Source organism: Microbacterium sp. BE35 (assembly GCF_031457705.1).
GTDB classification, from domain to species: Bacteria; Actinomycetota; Actinomycetes; order Actinomycetales; family Microbacteriaceae; genus Microbacterium; species Microbacterium trichothecenolyticum.
In genome coordinates, this window is the sequence record NZ_JAVDXD010000004.1 from 155773 (window position 1) to 170417 (window position 14645).

Below are 14645 nucleotides of genomic sequence, written 5' to 3' on the forward strand. Positions count from 1 at the left end.
CGACGCCGGCCCTACGGGGCCGGCGTTTTCGCGTGCCCGCGGGAGCGGCGCCGCACGATGATGCCGAGCCCTGCGAGCACGATCACGCTGCCCCATGACAGCAGCGCGTTCAGCGACGACCCGATGAGGACGGCGGGCGTGAGACCCGTCCGCAGGGGCACGTCGGTGAGCATGTGTCCCGGTTCATCGGCCGGGAGTCCGTCGATCGTGGATCCGTCGGGCGCGATCACCTGACTCGTGCCCACCGTCGACAGGTTGACGACGGAGCGGCCCGTCTCGATCGCGCGCAGCCGCGCGACCGCGAGCTGCTGCAGGTTCTCGTCGGTGCCCCGGAAGTCGGCGTTGTTCGTCTGGAAGAGGTAGACGCGCGCACCGTCGCGAGCACCCTCCCAGACGAGCGCGTCGTAGATGACGTCGAAGCAGATGGCGAGCCCGACGAGGGTGCCGTCGACGTCGAACACCGGAGGCGTCGTACCGGGCGTGTAGTCGCGGCCGATCATCCCGATGAGATCGGGGGCGATGGACGCGTAGAACTCCCGGTCCGGCACGTATTCGCCGAACGGCACCGGATTGCGCTTGTCGTAGGTCTGCTCGATGCCGGTGCCCTCGCGCCAGAGGAACGACATGTTGAAGTACTCGTCGCCGCGCTTGTCGATGCGGTTGGCGATCAGCGGCGCGCCCACCTGCCTGACCACGCGGTCGAGGGCGGCTGCGACGACGGGCGACCCGGCGGGGTCGACATCCACGCTCCCCTCCGGCCAGAGCACGACGTCGACGTCGTCAGCGCCGAACAGCGGCGTCGTCGCGTCGTACTGCGAGGCCAGGATGTCTCCGGCCTCGCGCTCGTCGAAGTAGCCGGCGGGGCCGTTCCCCTGCACGCTCGCGACGCGCATCGAGCCCGCGGGAGTCGTCGCCCACGCGGGAACGACCACGAGCGCGGTCGCGACGAGGGCGAGCACACCGACCGGGAGGAAGGGACGGATGCCGCCACCCCGCGCCCGCCGCGGAGATCTGACGAGTTCCACCGCGGCGGCGACGAGCGCGACGATGAGGAAGGTGAGCCCGGCGGTGCCGGTCCACGAGACGACCTCGGCGAACGGGCCGTTGACCTGGGAGGTGCCGACGCGCCCCCAGGGGAATCCTCCATACGGGAAACCGCCGATGATCGCCTCTTTCGCGGTCCACAGCCCCGCGACGAGCACCGCAGTCAGCAGAATCCGCCCGCGGCGGGGAACGACCTGCGGCACCCAGCGATAGGCCAGCGAGATGAGCACCGCTCCGCCCGCGACGAACAGCGCTTCGAGGACCGAGAGCGCGAGCCACGGAAGCGGCCCCACCCACTCGGCGGTGAAGTCGACGTTGAGCAGATAGAACGCGAGACCGTAGGCGAGCCCGGTCAGGAACGCTCCCCCCGCCCGCCGCCCGATGAGCGTCAGGAGCGCCAGCGCGACCGACACGAAGGCCATCGGCCACCACGCGACCGAGGGGAAGGCCAGGTCGAACAGCACTCCGGCCAGCACCGAGAGGGGGACCGCCGCCCACAGCGGGAAGATCGGGCGAGGTGGCACGGGATCAGCCTAAGCGAGCGGAACGGCCATCCTTCGCCGCGTCGGCGTCGCTAGACGCCGGAGTACGCGACGATGCCGCGGCGCACGGCGTCCAAGGCCTTGCGGGCCGTGCCCGCGATCGGCTGATCGGCGACGATCGACAGCTGATCGAGCAGGTCGATGGTCTGCTTGGACCAGCGCACGAAGTCGCCGGCCGCCATGTCCGCCTCGATCAGCACGCGATCGAGCATGCCGCCGCGGGCCCACGTGTGCATGGCCTGTGCGAGACCGGCCGAGACCGGCTCGGTGCCGGGCAGCCTGTGCTCCTGCTCGAGGTCGTCGAGCTCCTGCCACAGCGACAGCGTCGCCTCGAACGCCGGACGGAATGCACCGCGCGGCAGCCCTCGCTCCCCCGGGCCGCCGTCGTCGCGCCTCGGCTCGTACACGAGCGAGCAAGCCAGCGCGGCCAGGGATGCGGCATCCAGGTCCTTCCAGATGCCACGCCGCAGCGATTCGGCGACGAGCAGGTCCCGCTCGCCGTAGATGCGACGCATCGTGCGGCCGGCGGGGGTCAGCGTCGTCGCGCCGTCCTCGGCGATCGACACGTACTCGAGCGCGCCGAGCACGTCGACGACACGGTCGAAGATGCGCGCGACGGTGCCGGTGCGCGTCTCGATCTGGCGTCGAAGCTTGTCGATCTCGCGCTTGAGCTTCCAGTACCGCTCGGCCCACCGCGCATGGTGCTCGCGCTCGGGGCACTGATGGCACGGATGCCGCTGCATCTGCCTGCGCAGAGTCTCGATGCGGCGCAGCCGCTCGTCGCGGGTGCGCCGCGACGCGTTGGCGTCCTTGCGGTTGAGCTTCTCGACGTCGCTCAGCTCACGGCGGATCCGCGAGTACTCGGCGAAGTCGCCGCGATCGCACGTCATCGCCTTCGCGTACCCGGCGAGCGACTCCTCCTGCTCCTTGACCTGCCGGGCGAGCCCGACGACGGCACGGTCGGCCTGGAACTGGGCGAACGACGACTCGAGGATCTCACGCGCCTTGGCCCGGCCGAACTGGTCGATGAGGTTGACGGCCATGTTGTACGTCGGCCGGAAGCTCGAGTTGAGCGGGTACGTGCGACGGGAGGCCAGCGCGGCCACGGCCTGCGGGTCGAGGCCTTCGGTCCACTGGATGACCGCGTGGCCCTCGACGTCGATGCCGCGGCGACCGGCACGACCGGTGAGCTGGGTGTACTCCCCCGACGTGATGGCGACACGGGCTTCGCCGTTGAACTTCTCGAGCTTCTCGAGCACCACGGTCCGTGCGGGCATGTTGATGCCGAGCGCGAGCGTCTCGGTGGCGAAGACGACCTTCACGAGCTTGCGCTGGAAGAGCTCCTCGACGACCTCCTTGAACGCCGGCAGGAGTCCGGCGTGGTGAGAGGCCACACCACGCTCGAGGTTGTCGCGCCACTCCCAGAACCCCAGCACGGCGAGATCCTCCTCGAGGAGGGTGCGCGTGCGCTCCTCGATCACCGCGCGGATCTCGCGACGCTCCTCCTGAGAGGTCAGCCGCACACCGGCGCGGCGCACCTGCTGCACCGCGGCATCGCAGCCGGCTCTGCTGAAGATGAAGAAGATGGCCGGCAGCAGGTTGGCGCGCGCGAGCAGGTCGACGACCTCCGGGCGGTCGAGGCGCTCGATCCGCTGCACGTTCGCGGACCGCACGGGCCGCTTGCCGCCGCGGTTCGGACGGCGACGGGATGCCTCGTACCCTGCCTGCCGCGCGCTGTTCGACGCCTGCACCCGATGATTGCGCTCGAAGTTCTGGCCCTTGAAGGAGCGGATGCGCATGAGCTCCTGGTTGACCTGGGCCGTCGCGATGCCGGCGCGGTCATCGAAGAGCGGCAGCAGGTCGCCGCGCACGAGCACGTGCTGCTCGAGGGGTACCGGGCGCGTTTCGGAGACGATGACTTCGGTGTCGCCGCGCACGGTGTCGAGCCAGTCGCCGAACTCCTCGGCGTTCGAGACGGTGGCCGACAGCGAGATCAGCCGCACGTCAGGTGCCAGGTGGATGATGACCTCCTCCCACACCGCGCCGCGGAAGCGATCGGCGAGGTAGTGCACCTCGTCCATGACCACATAGCGGAGTCCACGCAGCGCCGGTGAGTCGGCGTAGAGCATGTTGCGCAGCACCTCGGTCGTCATCACCACGATGCGCGCATTGCCGTTGATGTTGGTGTCGCCGGTGAGCAGGCCCACCTCGTCGGGTCCGTAGACCTCCTGGAGCTCGCGGAACTTCTGATTCGACAGCGCCTTCATCGGCGTCGTGTAGAACGCCTTGTCGCCGGGCTCGCGCATCGCCAGGTGCACCGCGAACTCGCCGACGATCGTCTTGCCGGCGCCGGTGGGCGCGGCCACCAGGACGCTGCGGCCTTCTTCGAGGGCGCGGCATCCTTCGAGCTGGAAGGGGTCGAGCGTGAACCGCTGGGAGGCGGCGAAGGCGGCCGTGATCGGATGCGTCCGATCGAGGCGTGCCGACGCGCTCGCTCGTGCGTAGCGGTCGGCGGGAGCGGCGTCGCTCACGAGACCTCGGGAGGCAGCAGGCCGGCTGCGCGCTCGCGCTTGGCCTTGCGACGGTCGAACAGCATCGACAGCCCCACCGCGGCGAAGTAGAGCACGCACAGGATGCCCGCGAGCAGCAGCATGGAGGTGACGTCGGCGGCAGGCGTCGCGGCGGCGGCGAAGACGGTGATCACGATGATGGCGACGCGCCAGCCCTTGAGGATGCCGCGCCCCGACACCACGCCCGCCAGGTTCAGCGCTACCAGGAACACCGGCGTCACGAACGAGACACCGATCACCAGGAGCAGCTTGAAGACGAAGTCGTAGTACGTGGCGTAGTCGTAGAACTGCGCGATGCCCTGGTCGTTCGGCACGAAGTTGGCCATGAGCACGACCATGTGCGGCATGATCAGCCAACCGACGTAGAGCCCCGCGACGAAGAGCGGGATCGCGGCCGCCAGGAAGCCGACCGTGTAGCTGATCTCTTTGCGCGTGAGGCCGGGCATGATGAACGCCCAGATCTGCCAGAGCCAGATGGGCGCGGAGATCAGCAGACCGATCGCGAACGCGATCCGCATGTGCAGGTCGAAACCGCTCGAGACGGTCGTGAAGTTGAGCGCGATGTACTGGTCGCCCCGCTCTCCCGCGATCTGCACGATCGGCTGCGACAGCAGGTCGATGACCCAGCCGCTGATGAGGAAAGCGACGACCATGCCGACGACGAGGCCGGCCGCGGCGATGAAGAATCGCCGACGCAGCTCGCGCAGGTGCCCTCCGAGGGACATGCGCTTGTCGCGCCGAGGCTGCTCAGGCTCCTCGATACGCGGTGGATCCGTGGTGACCACGGTGGGTCAGGATGACGGGTCTGCGGTGCTGCTCGAGCTCGCGGGGGTGTCGGCCTTGGGAGTCTCCGACGCCACGTTCTCGGCCTTCGGCTTCGCCGCGGAGTCGTCCTCCTTCATCGCCTTCATCTCGCCCTTGAAGACCCGGGCGGACTGACCGAGGCTCTTGGCCAGAGCCGGCAGCTTCGCAGCCCCGAACAGGAGCAGGATCACCGCGAGGATGATCAGAAGGTGCGGCCATCCGAATGCGCCCATGCGGAATCTCCTTGTCGGTGCGGATGTGCGTCCAGTGTAACCCGACGGCGAGGGGTCATGACGGCCCTCACCGGTATTGCGCCAAGCCCGCTTCGGCCCAGTCGGCGACGGCGCGGCGTGCGGCCGCGGGCTCGAACACCTCCACGAGTCCGCCACGGCGTGCCGCCAGGCGCCGGAGGCTGAGCTCGTCGGCGACGCGCATGGTCGCGACCGTGACGCCTTCGGCGGTCTCGAGTGCCGCACGGTCGAGGTAGTCGCCGAGCAGCGGCGCGACGTCTTCCGCGAAGCGGATGCGCGCGACCACGTCGCCTGCGTCGGTGTCGAACCAGTCAGGGGCCTGTTCGCCCGCGTGCGTGCTCGGGATGCCGGTGAGCTCGAGGTCGCTGACGCGGTCCAGGTGGAACGTGCGCATCGCCTCGCGGAGGTGGCACCAGCCCTGCAGGTACCACTGCCCGCTCGCGATGTGCACCTTCACCGGGTCGACGGTGCGGGTCGTGGGTGCCGCGTCGGGCGCCTTGTAGGTGAAGGAGACCGCCACTCCGCGCCGCAGCGCATCGGACACGAGGTCGCGCACCGCATCGACGGGCTCCGTCGCGAGGATCACCTCGGCCGGGATCCCCGAGGCCCCGCGCGCGAGCTTGGCGAGCAACCCGGCGTAGAGCGCGGTGTCGCCCACTCCGGGGATCGACCGCGCCAGCTGCAGACCCGCGAGGAGGGCGGCCGCCTCGCGCGCCGTCAGCTTCGGCGCGCGTTCGAGCCCGACGGAGTTCGTGATGACGATGAGGTCGCGCTCGTCGAGCAGGTCCCAGTCGATGTCGAAGAGGTCGTTCGCCATCTGCCAGTACCCGCGATCGCCCGGGAGGCCGATCACGGTGAGCTTCTCGACCATCGAGCGCATCTGCTCGGGCGAGACGTCGAACTCGTCAGCCGCCTCGGCGAGGGAGACCTCGCCCTTGCCGATCAGGTACGGCACGAGCTGCAGCATGAGGGCCGCGCGATCGGTCGCGACGAGCTGGCGCCGGACGCTCATCGGGTCCCCCCGTGGAGGTCGCGGGTCGCCGCGAGCCGGTCGATGACGCGATCCCGCAGATCCGCGGGCTCGACGACCCGCACTTCGGGGCCGTAGGAGGCGAGCTCGTCGGCGAAGATGTGCACGTCGACGTACGGGACGCGGATCCCCTGCTCTGCCGGCTGAGCGCGGCGCGCAAGGCGCAGCGAGGCTTCGGTGCCGGGGTTGACCTCCAGCAGCGCCGAGTTGCGCGCGGCGACCTCGTCGAGACCTGCGAGCGCCCGGTCACCTGCGCCCTCGCGCAGCGCCGGGTCGAAGGACGCGCGGGTGAGGGCGACGGGCCCGACGATGCGGGCGAGAAGGAACGTGCGGTCGTCGCGGACGTCGAGGTCGATGCCGAACACGTGCCATCGACCCTCGTACTCGACGAGGGCCAGCGGCTGCACCCGCCGAGTTCGCGGTGCGGCCTCCCCCGGCTTGAGATAGGGGAAGGTGACGACGCGGCTGGACTCGATCGCCTGCTGGAGGGCCGGGAATGCGGGGTCGCGCAGACTCAGCCGCGGCGAGAAGCCGATGATGGGCTCGTCGACCAGGTCTCCGAGGGCGCGGATCTTGCGCAGGCCGCTGCGAGCGTCGTCCGACAGCGAGCTCTCGCTCCAGACCCCGCCGGCGAGGGTCAGCAGCGCCAGCTCTGCCGGAGTGAACTCGATGTCCTCCGGCAGCTCGTACTCGGCGCTCGGCACGCGGTAGCGCGCCTCGCGGAGATCGTCGGGGTCTGCCCAGTCGCCGATCGTCTCGATCGGAACGCCGAGTCCCCGCAGCGACTCCTTGTCGCGCTCGAACATCTTCTCGAGCGCGTCCTTCGACGCGCCCGCCTCGCTCTGCTCGCGGTAGCCCGCGACCGAGGTCAGGATGGTGTCCTTCGTGAGACCCTGATCGGTCGCGATGAGAGCCACCACGAGGTTCACCAGACGCTCCTCGGGCGGGATCTTCGCGGCGGCAATGGCAGGCACTCGCCTATCCTATGGCCGCCCGCGTCGGCGTCGTCGAACCCCCGGCTACTGCGCCGGCACCGCGTCGAGGCCGAGGATGTCGATCACGTAGACCAGGGTCGAGCCGGCCGGGATGCCGCCCTGCGCCTGGTCGCCGTAGCCCTGGTCGGGCGGTACGACGACCATGACCTGCGACCCTACGGTCTGCCCCTCGAGCGCCTTCGCGAATCCGGGCACCACGCCGTCGAGCGTGAGCGATGCCGGCTCGCCGTCCCAGGTCGTGTCGAACGGCTCGTTCTCGCCCCAGACCACGCCGGTGTAGTGCACGCGCACCGGCTGGTCGCCGGTGACCTTCTCGCCGTCGCCCTTCTTGAGCGTCTGGATCGTCAGGTCGCTCGGTGCCGCACCGTCGGGGATGATGAGGCCCGGGCGGCCGTCGGGCGCACGCACGACGCTGGGCAGCCCGAAGCCGCTGTTGAACTGGTTCTGGCCGTCGGCGGCCGCGAGGTACACCTTGCGGAGGTCGATGACGGCGACGAGGGCGTCTCCGTCGTCCAGCCCGGCCTGATCCGCGACGCCCTCGGCGAGGTCATCGGATGACAGCGCGACGGCCACGCGGGATCCCTCGGTGGCGCAGTGCAGGGCGTCTTCGAAGCCGGGGAAGTTGGCGAACTGCGCGACCGAGCCCACCCGCGACATGTCGCCGTCGTACGGGGTCGCGGCGAGCATCTCTCCGTTCGTACCGCTGAACAGCGCGACATCGATCACCAGCGGCTGGTTCACCGAGGTGATGGCGGTGCCGTCACCGGTCACCACGTCCTCGTAGGCGAGCTCCGCAGCCTTCACGGGCGTGTACAGATCGACCTCAGGCTCGTCCTGGGTGTCGCCGGTGACGGTGATGAGGTCCATCACGTCGGGGTTCGAGACCTCGGGACGCGAGCAGTCGGATGCGGACGAGCCGGGCAGCGAGCATCCGGCCAGGCCGACGGTCACGAGTCCCAGGACAACCAGGGCAACGGGGATCTTGCGCACCGGGCTAGTTTAGGCGGACTCGTCGGGCGCGTCGGACCGTCCGGACGCCTGGCGGGCGCCCTCGGCCGCGCGCTCCGCTTCGCGGACGCGCTTGCGCAGGTTCTTGTCGGTGATCTGGCGGTCGCCGACGGCGCCGGGCGTCCACAGCTCCACATCCTCGTCGCCATAGCTCGACTTCGACGCGCGGCGCTTCACCTCGGGTGGGATCGCCCCGGGAGCGAGCCGTCGCGCCCACACGAGGAAGCCGGTGTGCGCGACCATGCGGTGGTCGGGGCGCACAGCGAGGCCCTCGACGTGCCAACCGCGCACCATGGTCTCGTTCGCGTCGGGCTCGGTGAACAGCCCGGTTCCGCGGATGTACTCCGCGACGCGGCTGAGCTGGGTCGCCGTCGCGACGTAGCAGACCACGACGCCGCCCGGCGTGAGCGCCTCGGCCACGGCGTCGATGCACTCCCAGGGCGCGAGCATGTCGAGCACGACACGATCGACGGATGCCTCGGCCACCGTGTCGTTCAGCTCCTCGGCGAGGTCGCCCACGACCACGTCCCAGTTCGCCGGCACGTGCCCGGTGAATGTCTCGACGTTCGCCCGCGCGACCGCGGCGAAGTCGTCGCGGCGCTCGAAGGAGACGAGCCGTCCTTCGTCGCCGATCGCGCGGAGGAGCCAGAGCGACAGTGCTCCCGAGCCCACGCCGGCCTCGACGACCGTGGCACCGGGGAAGATGTCGGCCTCGGCGAGGATCTGCGCGGCATCCTTCGGGTACACGATGGCCGCGCCGCGCGGCATCGACATCACGAAGTCGCGGAGCAGCGGACGCAGCGCCAGGTACTCGTGTCCGCCGCTGTTCGCGACGACGGACCCATCGGGCTGGCCCACGAGCTGCGCGTGCCGCAGCACGCCGTGGTGGGTGTGCAGCTCACCCCCCTCGCGCAACGTGATGGTGTGCAGACGGCCCTTGGGTCCGGTGAGCTGCACGCGGTCGCCGAGGCGGAAGGGGCCGCTCGGGCGCCCGCCGGCGAGTTCCTGGTCGTCGGTCATCGGGCGGTCTCCTCGGCGGGGTTCGGGGTGTGGACGCGGGCGCGATGCGCCGCGTGGAACTCGGCGACGTCAGCGGCCGTACGACCTTCGAGGCTGTCCCAGAGCGTGTGGGCGCCGGCACCGGTGAGCGAGACCATGAGCGGCACGCCGATGACGGACGCGCCCGAGGCCACGGCGGAGCGCAGCCCGTTGGGCGAGTCCTCGATGGCGACGACCTCGTCGGGCGTGACGCCGAGCGCCTCGCACGCCTGCAGATAGGGGTCGGGGAAGGGCTTCGGCCGCGTCGCATCGTCGCCGGCGACCACGACGTCGAACGCGTCGAAGTCGATGAGGTCGACGACCGTCTGCGCCATGCGGCGCATCGACATCGTCACGAGTCCGGTCTTGACGCCGGCCTCGCGCAGGCTGGCCAGCAGCTCGCGCGCGCCCGGCCGGAACGGGACGCCGGTGGCGGACAGCTGACGCATGACGTCCTCGGTGAGGTGGTCGATGATCGCGTCGGTGCTCATGCGCACGCCGGTGCCCTGCAGGATGCGGGCGGAGTCCTCGAGCCCGAGGCCGACCAGTCCGAGCGCCTGCTCGTGGGACCACGTCCCGCCGAAGCTCTCGATGAGGGGCGTCTCCGCCGCCATCCAGTAGGGCTCGGTGTCGACGAGGGTGCCGTCCATATCCCACAGGACGGCCGAGAGTCTGGGCGCATTCACCGTGCAATCCTACCGAGGGGTCTCCGGCCCTCCGCGGGGGCAGGGGCATATCCTGGAGGGAACCCGCAGCGGGTGCGGGTGAAGGGGGTCTCGTGGACGGACTGGGTCGTCGTGTTCTCGTCGCAGCGTTCGACGGCTGGAACGACGCGGGCGAAGCCGCGTCGTCCGCGATCACGCAGCTGCGCGAGGGCGGCTCCTACGAGACGGTGTTCTCGGTCGATCCCGAGCTCTATTTCGACTACCAGTACACGCGTCCGCACATCGCCGCTGACGGCGACGGACGACGCACGCTCCGCTGGCCCGAGGCCACGCTCCTGCGCCCCGCGCAGGCGACGCGCGGCACCCAGCTGTGGCTGCTCACCGGCGTTGAGCCCGCACGCGCGTGGCAGGCGTTCTCGTCCGAGTTCATCGACATCGCCCTTCGCGAGGACATCACCGGGTTCGTCGCGATCGGCTCGATGATGTCGGATGTGCCTCACACCCGGCCGATCTCGGTCTTCTCCGGCAGCGACAACGAGAACCTGCGCACGGCGCTCGAGCTCGAGCGCAGCACCTACGAGGGCCCGGTCGGCATCCTCAGCGTCCTCGGCGACGCCGCCGAGCGCGCCGGGATCCCCACGGCGAGCCTGTGGGCGAGCGTGCCGCACTACGTCGCCGGGCACACGCCCTCCCCGAAGGCGACCCTGGCGCTCCTGGACCGGCTCGAGGACCTGACCGGCGCGCCTGTCCCCCGTGGCGACCTCGCCACGGAGGCCGCGGCATGGGAGGCCTCCATCGACGCGGCCGCGGCCGACGACGAGGAGATGACCGAGTACATCCACCAGCTCGAGCGCACGCGCGACACGTGGGACTCGCCCGAGGCCTCGGGCGACGCGATCGCGCAGGAGTTCGAGCGGTACCTGCGCCGCACCGACGGCAAGCCGGGCGACGGGCCGAGCAAGCCGGGCCGCGACGACCCGCGCCGCTGAGCGGCATCCGTCCCCCGCGTCAGGGGTTGATGACGCCCATGCTCAGCAGCACCAGCAGGAGTGAGCCGACCGCCACGCGGTAGACCACGAACGGCAGGAAGCTGTGCTTGGAGATCCAGTTCATGAAGAACGCGATCACGCCGAGCGCGACGATGAACGCGACCGCCGTCGCCACTGCGGTCTCGCCGAGGGTGAACAACCCGGGCTCGTCGAGGCTCTTGAACAGCTGGAAGAAGCCGCTGCCGAAGACGGCCGGGATCGCGAGCAGGAACGCGTAGCGCGCGGCGGCGGCGCGCTCGTAGCCCATGAAGAGGCCGGCCGTGATCGTTCCGCCCGAGCGCGACACACCCGGGATCAGTGCGAGCGACTGCGCGAAGCCGTAGATCACGCCGTGGCCGATCGTGATGTCCTGAAGCTTGCGCTTCTTGGCGCCGACGTGGTCGGCGATGCCGAGCAGCACGCCGAAGAAGATCAGCATGCCGGCGGTGATCCAGAGCGATCGCAGCACCGTCTCGATCTGGTCCTGGAACAGCAGGCCGAGCACCACGATCGGGATCGAGCCGACGATGATGAGCCAGCCGAGCTTCGCATCGGGGTCGTTGCGCGGGATGCGGCCGAACAGCGCCCGGAACCAGTGCCCGATGATCCGCACGATGTCGCGCCAGAAGAAGACCACCACGGCCGCCTCGGTGCCGATCTGGGTGATCGCGGTGAACGCCGCGCCCGGATCCTGTGCCGACGGCAGGAACTCGCCGAGGATGCGCAGGTGCGCGCTAGACGAGATCGGCAGGAACTCGGTCAGTCCCTGGACGAAGCCGAGGATGATCGCTTCGAGAAGCATGGGCGCCTTTCAGCCGTGCGGTGACGGATGCCGGGGGACGAGGCATCCGTCGATGAATCAGTAGGTGCGGAGCAGATCGGTGAGGACGGCCTGGCCGAAGACCAGCGCGTCGATCGGCACGCGCTCGTCCACGCCGTGGAACATGCCCGTGAAGTCGAGGTCTGCGGGAAGGCGCAGCGGCGCGAACCCGTAGCCGGCGATGCCGAGCGTCGCCAGCGCCTTGTTGTCGGTGCCGCCGCCCATCAGGTACGGCACGACGGGCGCGCCGGGATCGTGGCGGCCGAGCGCCGCGACCATGGCGTCGACGAGGTCGCCCGAGAACGGGACCTCGAGGCCGATGTCCTGGTGGACGATCTCGACCTCCACGCCGTCGCCGACGATGCGGCGGATGTCGGCGAGAGTCGAGTCCTCGGTGCCGGGAAGGGTCCGGACGTCGATGAGCGCCTCGGCCCGGTCGGGGATCACGTTGTGCTTGTAGCCGGCCACGAGACCGGTCGGGTTGGTGGTGGTGCGCAGCGTCGAGCGGAGGAATCCGGATGCTGCGCCGGTGGCTGCCGCGACGGCGTCGGGGTCGCCCGCGGGCTGGCCGGTGAGCTCGGCGAGCCGCTCGCTCATCTCGCGCGAGGTGTCGGTGAGCGTCACGGGCCACGCGGTGCGCCCGAGCGCCGCGACGGCCTCGGCGAGCCTCGTCACGGCGTTCTCGTCGTGCAGCTTGGACCCGTGCGCGGCGCGGCCGCGCGCGACGAGGCGGATCCAGATGAGCGCCTTCTCCCCCACCTGCAGCAGGTAGGCGTGGCTGTCGCCGATCGGGATGGAGTAGCCGCCGACCTCGCTGATCGCCTCGGTGGCGCCGTCGAACCACTCGGGGCGGTCCTCGACCACGAGCGCGGATCCCTCGACGCCCCCGTTCTCCTCGTCGGCGAAGAACGCCAGGACGAGGTCGCGCTCGGGCTGCTCGCCGGCGCGGAGGATGTCGGCGACCGAGGTCAGGATCATGGCGTCCATGTCCTTCATGTCGACGGCGCCGCGACCCCACAGCATCCCGTCCTTCACGACGCCCGCGAACGGGTCGACGCTCCAGTCTTCGGCGATCGCCGGGACCACGTCGAGGTGGCCGTGCAGCACGAGCGCGGGCTTGTCGCGGTTGCGGCCGGGAACCCTCGCCATCACGTTGGTGCGGCGCGGAAGGGGCTCGTAGAACTCGGGCTTCAGGCCCAGCGTCTCCAGGTACGCGCCGACGTACTCCGCGGCCTCCCGCTCGCCGGCGGCGCGGCCCCCGCCGTGGTTCGTCGTGTCGAAGCGGATCAGATCCCGCGCGAGCGCGGCGACCTCCGGAAGTCCGAGATCGGATGAGGGCATGGGCTCAAACCTACCGGTCACTCGTTTCCTGTCCGTTTCCGCGAGGAGCGCGCGACACCGAAGGACTCAAGGTCCCGCGGGGACGAAAGAAGGCCCCCTTTCGGGGGCCTTCTTCACTGTGCGCGAGGGGGGACTTGAACCCCCACGCCCTATACGGGCACTAGCACCTCAAGCTAGCGCGTCTACCTATTCCGCCACCCGCGCAGGTGGTTTTCGGTTTCGCAACCGAGGAATGACATTACCACGTCACCGGAGGTTCAACGAATCGACGGACGCCCGGGCGCGTCATCCCATCGAAACGCCGAACAGCAGGCCCAGGAGGTACGTCACCGCGGCGGCGCCGAAGCCGATCGCGAGCTGGCGGAGCGCGCGCTTGAGCGGCGGTGCGCCCGACAGCAGGCCCACGGCGGCACCGGTCGACATCAGCGCGATCCCGACCAGCACGAGCGCGACGACGACGGCGGCGGGGCCGGACAGGCCGAAGATCCACGGCAGCACCGGGATGATCGCGCCGGACGCGAAGAACAGGAAGCTCGACAGCGCGGCGGCCCAGGCGCTTCCCACGACCTCTTCGTGGGGGGCGACCGAGATCGGGCCGGTGTCGGCGCGTCCCTGACCCAGCGCGTGCGCGGCCTCGACGACGCGGCGGGCGCGCGCGGACGCCTCGGCCTCCGGCATCCCGCGGGTCCGGTAGACGAGCGCCAGCTCGTTGGCGTCGATGTCGAGGTGCGCGATGGCGCCGTCGGCGTAGTCGCTCGGCTCCGTGGCCGCGAGGAGCTCCCGCTGCGAACGGACCGACACGAACTCCCCCGCGCCCATCGACAGCGCGCCCGCGAGCAGGCCCGCGATGCCGCTGAAGAGCACGAACTGGCTCGACACCCCGGTGGCCCCGATGCCCATGACGAGCGCGAGGTTCGAGACGAGGCCGTCGTTCGCGCCGAAGACCGCGGCACGGAACGTGCCCGACAGCCGGCGGCGTCCGCGGGCGGCGAGCCCGCGCACGACCTCGTGGTGGATCCGCTCGTCTGCCGCCATCGTCGGCGTAGCGAACGGCTCGTCGTCGTAGGGCGATCGAGCTTCGGCGTTCTGGGCGAGTGCCAGCACGAAGATCGAACCGAAACGCTTGGCCATCCAGCCGAGCAGGCGGGTGCGTACATCGGCGCGGGGCAGTCGTGCCGGCTCGCTGCCCAGCAGCTGCAGCCAGTGCGCCTCGTGCCGCCCCTCTGCCTCGGCGAGCGCCAGGAGGATCTCACGCTCCTCCCCCGTGCGTCGACCAGCGAGCTCGCGGTAGACGTGCGCCTCCGCCCGCTCGTTGACGAGGTACCGCGCCCAGCGGCGTCGATCGCGGTCGGTCGGTGCGGCGGGCGCGCTCACTCGGGCCTCCAGTCAGGGGTGCGGGACTCGTCAACGCTAGCCAGCGCCAGAGGCCCCGCAGGCCCGAAACCGAGGATTGCCAGCATTTCGGGGATCCGAACCTCACTGCCCCCGAGAGCGGCGCGCGGACCGCGT

Annotated in this window: 13 protein-coding genes and 1 tRNA gene; 1 reads left to right on the plus strand and 13 read right to left on the minus strand. The window is 70.4% G+C overall.

Features of this window, described 5'->3' with window-relative positions; all coding sequences use genetic code 11:
• Positions 1-11: 11 nt before the first annotated feature.
• The 9 genes from lnt to J2Y46_RS14590 all read right to left on the minus strand — a co-directional run bounded on the left by lnt (position 12) and on the right by J2Y46_RS14590 (position 9968).
• Complete coding sequence (lnt, locus tag J2Y46_RS14550) at positions 12-1568, minus strand: apolipoprotein N-acyltransferase (protein ID WP_310243276.1); 1557 nt, start codon at positions 1566-1568, stop codon at positions 12-14.
• Positions 1569-1618: 50 nt separating this feature from the next.
• On the minus strand, positions 1619-4117 hold the full coding sequence (locus J2Y46_RS14555; protein ID WP_310243278.1) for a DEAD/DEAH box helicase: 2499 nt from the start codon (positions 4115-4117) through the stop codon (positions 1619-1621).
• Complete coding sequence (tatC, locus tag J2Y46_RS14560) at positions 4114-4881, minus strand: twin-arginine translocase subunit TatC (RefSeq protein WP_045302376.1); 768 nt, start codon at positions 4879-4881, stop codon at positions 4114-4116. The genes J2Y46_RS14555 and tatC overlap by 4 nt, the downstream gene beginning before the upstream one ends.
• A gap of 66 nt (positions 4882-4947) precedes the next feature.
• Complete coding sequence (gene tatA, locus J2Y46_RS14565; protein ID WP_045302374.1) at positions 4948-5193, minus strand: Sec-independent protein translocase subunit TatA; 246 nt, start codon at positions 5191-5193, stop codon at positions 4948-4950.
• A gap of 67 nt (positions 5194-5260) precedes the next feature.
• Positions 5261-6223 (minus strand): YafY family protein, encoded by a 963-nt coding sequence (locus tag J2Y46_RS14570; RefSeq protein WP_045302372.1) that lies wholly within the window; start codon positions 6221-6223, stop codon positions 5261-5263.
• Complete coding sequence (locus J2Y46_RS14575) at positions 6220-7215, minus strand: WYL domain-containing protein (RefSeq protein WP_310243281.1); 996 nt, start codon at positions 7213-7215, stop codon at positions 6220-6222. The genes J2Y46_RS14570 and J2Y46_RS14575 overlap by 4 nt, the downstream gene beginning before the upstream one ends.
• 45 nt (positions 7216-7260) lie before the next feature.
• On the minus strand, positions 7261-8226 hold the full coding sequence (locus J2Y46_RS14580) for an FKBP-type peptidyl-prolyl cis-trans isomerase (protein WP_310243283.1): 966 nt from the start codon (positions 8224-8226) through the stop codon (positions 7261-7263).
• 9 nt (positions 8227-8235) lie between these two features.
• Complete coding sequence (locus J2Y46_RS14585; protein ID WP_045302368.1) at positions 8236-9264, minus strand: tRNA (adenine-N1)-methyltransferase; 1029 nt, start codon at positions 9262-9264, stop codon at positions 8236-8238.
• Entirely contained in the window at positions 9261-9968 is a 708-nt protein-coding gene (locus J2Y46_RS14590; protein WP_045302366.1) for an HAD family phosphatase, read from the minus strand. The genes J2Y46_RS14585 and J2Y46_RS14590 overlap by 4 nt, the downstream gene beginning before the upstream one ends.
• A 92-nt stretch (positions 9969-10060) precedes the next feature.
• On the opposite strand from J2Y46_RS14590, the gene J2Y46_RS14595 reads away from it, so the two are divergent.
• Complete coding sequence (locus J2Y46_RS14595) at positions 10061-10936, plus strand: PAC2 family protein (RefSeq protein ID WP_045302364.1); 876 nt, start codon at positions 10061-10063, stop codon at positions 10934-10936.
• Positions 10937-10955: 19 nt separating this feature from the next.
• On the opposite strand, the gene J2Y46_RS14600 is transcribed toward J2Y46_RS14595, so the two are convergent.
• The 4 genes from J2Y46_RS14600 to J2Y46_RS14615 all read right to left on the minus strand — a co-directional run bounded on the left by J2Y46_RS14600 (position 10956) and on the right by J2Y46_RS14615 (position 14510).
• Positions 10956-11777, minus strand: coding sequence for an undecaprenyl-diphosphate phosphatase (locus J2Y46_RS14600; protein WP_045302362.1), 822 nt, complete (start codon positions 11775-11777; stop codon positions 10956-10958).
• A gap of 57 nt (positions 11778-11834) precedes the next feature.
• Positions 11835-13136, minus strand: coding sequence for a M20/M25/M40 family metallo-hydrolase (locus tag J2Y46_RS14605; protein ID WP_045302360.1), 1302 nt, complete (start codon positions 13134-13136; stop codon positions 11835-11837).
• Between the two features lie 119 nt (positions 13137-13255).
• Positions 13256-13340: transfer RNA gene (locus tag J2Y46_RS14610), tRNA-Leu, on the minus strand.
• An 81-nt stretch (positions 13341-13421) separates the two neighbouring features.
• On the minus strand, positions 13422-14510 hold the full coding sequence (locus J2Y46_RS14615; RefSeq protein WP_045302358.1) for a VIT1/CCC1 family protein: 1089 nt from the start codon (positions 14508-14510) through the stop codon (positions 13422-13424).
• Positions 14511-14645: the final 135 nt, after the last annotated feature.

Excerpts from the sequence above, each read along its gene's own strand:
- J2Y46_RS14600 (WP_045302362.1), bottom strand. The coding sequence starts at position 11,777 with ATGCTTCTCGAAGCGATCATCCTCGGCTTCGTCCAGGGACTGACCGAG.
- J2Y46_RS14570 (WP_045302372.1), bottom strand. The coding sequence starts at position 6,223 with ATGAGCGTCCGGCGCCAGCTCGTCGCGACCGATCGCGCGGCCCTCATG.
- tatA (WP_045302374.1), bottom strand. The coding sequence starts at position 5,193 with ATGGGCGCATTCGGATGGCCGCACCTTCTGATCATCCTCGCGGTGATC.
- J2Y46_RS14585 (WP_045302368.1), bottom strand. The coding sequence starts at position 9,264 with ATGACCGACGACCAGGAACTCGCCGGCGGGCGCCCGAGCGGCCCCTTC.
- tatC (WP_045302376.1), bottom strand. The coding sequence starts at position 4,881 with ATGTCCCTCGGAGGGCACCTGCGCGAGCTGCGTCGGCGATTCTTCATC.
- J2Y46_RS14605 (WP_045302360.1), bottom strand. The coding sequence starts at position 13,136 with ATGCCCTCATCCGATCTCGGACTTCCGGAGGTCGCCGCGCTCGCGCGG.